The sequence below is a fragment of the Achromobacter sp. Marseille-Q0513 genome (assembly GCF_018195695.1).
GTDB lineage: Bacteria > Pseudomonadota > Gammaproteobacteria > Burkholderiales > Burkholderiaceae_B > Achromobacter.
In genome coordinates, this window is record NZ_JAGTJY010000036.1 from 29296 (window position 1) to 30513 (window position 1218).

Consider the following 1218-nt stretch of genomic DNA (forward strand, 5'->3'; position numbering starts at 1 on the left):
TTCCCAACCAGTACCCGAACGAGAAAGGCGCCCGCGCCCCACTCCGCCCTCACCATGAAAATCGAAACCGCCCTGCTTTCGGTGTCCGACAAGACCGGCATCGTTGAATTTGCCCGCGCCCTGGCCGCGCGCGGCGTGCGCCTGCTCTCGACCGGCGGCACCGCCAAGCTGCTGGCCGAATCCGGCCTGAACGTCACCGAAGTCGCCGCCCACACCGGTTCGCCCGAGATCCTGGACGGCCGCGTCAAGACGCTGCATCCGAAGATCCACGGCGGCCTGCTGGCGCGCCGCGACAGCGCCGAGCACATGGACACCATCAAGGCGGCGGGCATCGACCGCATCGACATGCTGGTGGTCAACCTCTACCCGTTCCGCGAAACGGTCGCCAAGCCCGGCTGCACCTTCGCCGACGCGGTCGAGAACATCGACATCGGCGGCCCGGCCATGCTGCGCGCCGCCGCCAAGAACCACGGCACCGAAGCCGGCGGCGTGACCGTGGTCATCGACCCGGTGGACTACTCGCGCGTGCTGGGCGAAATGGACAAGGGCGGCAACACCTCCTACGGCCTGCGCCTGGAGCTGGCCGGCAAGGTCTACGCCCACACCGCCGCCTATGACGGCGCCATCGCCGCCTACCTGAGCAGCCTGGCCGAAGCCGAGCCCAAGCAGGACGCCGCCCCGGCCCGCAACGAATGGCCCGGCACGCTGACGCTGCAGGTCAGGCAGCAACAGGCCCTGCGCTACGGCGAGAACCCGCACCAGACGGCGGCCTTCTACGTCGATCCGCAGCGTCCGGCCGGCCTGCTGGGCAACTACCGCCAGCTGCAGGGCAAGGAACTGTCGTACAACAACATCGCCGACGCCGACGCGGCCTGGGAATGCGCGCGCAGCTTCGAGGCGCCCGCCTGCGTCATCGTCAAGCACGCCAACCCCTGCGGCGTGGCCGTCGCGGCCAACACGCTGGGCGCCTACCAGCAGGCGTTCAAGACCGATCCGACCTCGGCCTTCGGCGGCATCATCGCCTTCAACCGCCCGGTCGACGCCGCCACGGCCGAAGCCGTCAGCGCGCAGTTCCTGGAAGTGCTGCTGGCGCCGGCCTATGACGGCGCGGCGCTGGCCATCCTGGCCGCCAAGAAGAACGTGCGCGTGCTGGAAGTGCCGATGGGCGCCGGCCAGAACGCCTTCGACGTCAAGCGCGTGGGCGGCGGCTGGCTGGTG

General features: G+C 69.9%; 1 protein-coding gene. It reads left to right on the forward strand.

The genetic code is table 11. The annotated features are described in order from the left end of the window. Positions 1-54: 54 nt before the first annotated feature. Positions 55-1218, forward strand: a 1164-nt coding sequence (gene purH, locus KDH83_RS10395; RefSeq protein WP_249205003.1) for a bifunctional phosphoribosylaminoimidazolecarboxamide formyltransferase/IMP cyclohydrolase, incomplete at its 3' end; no start/stop codon positions are given.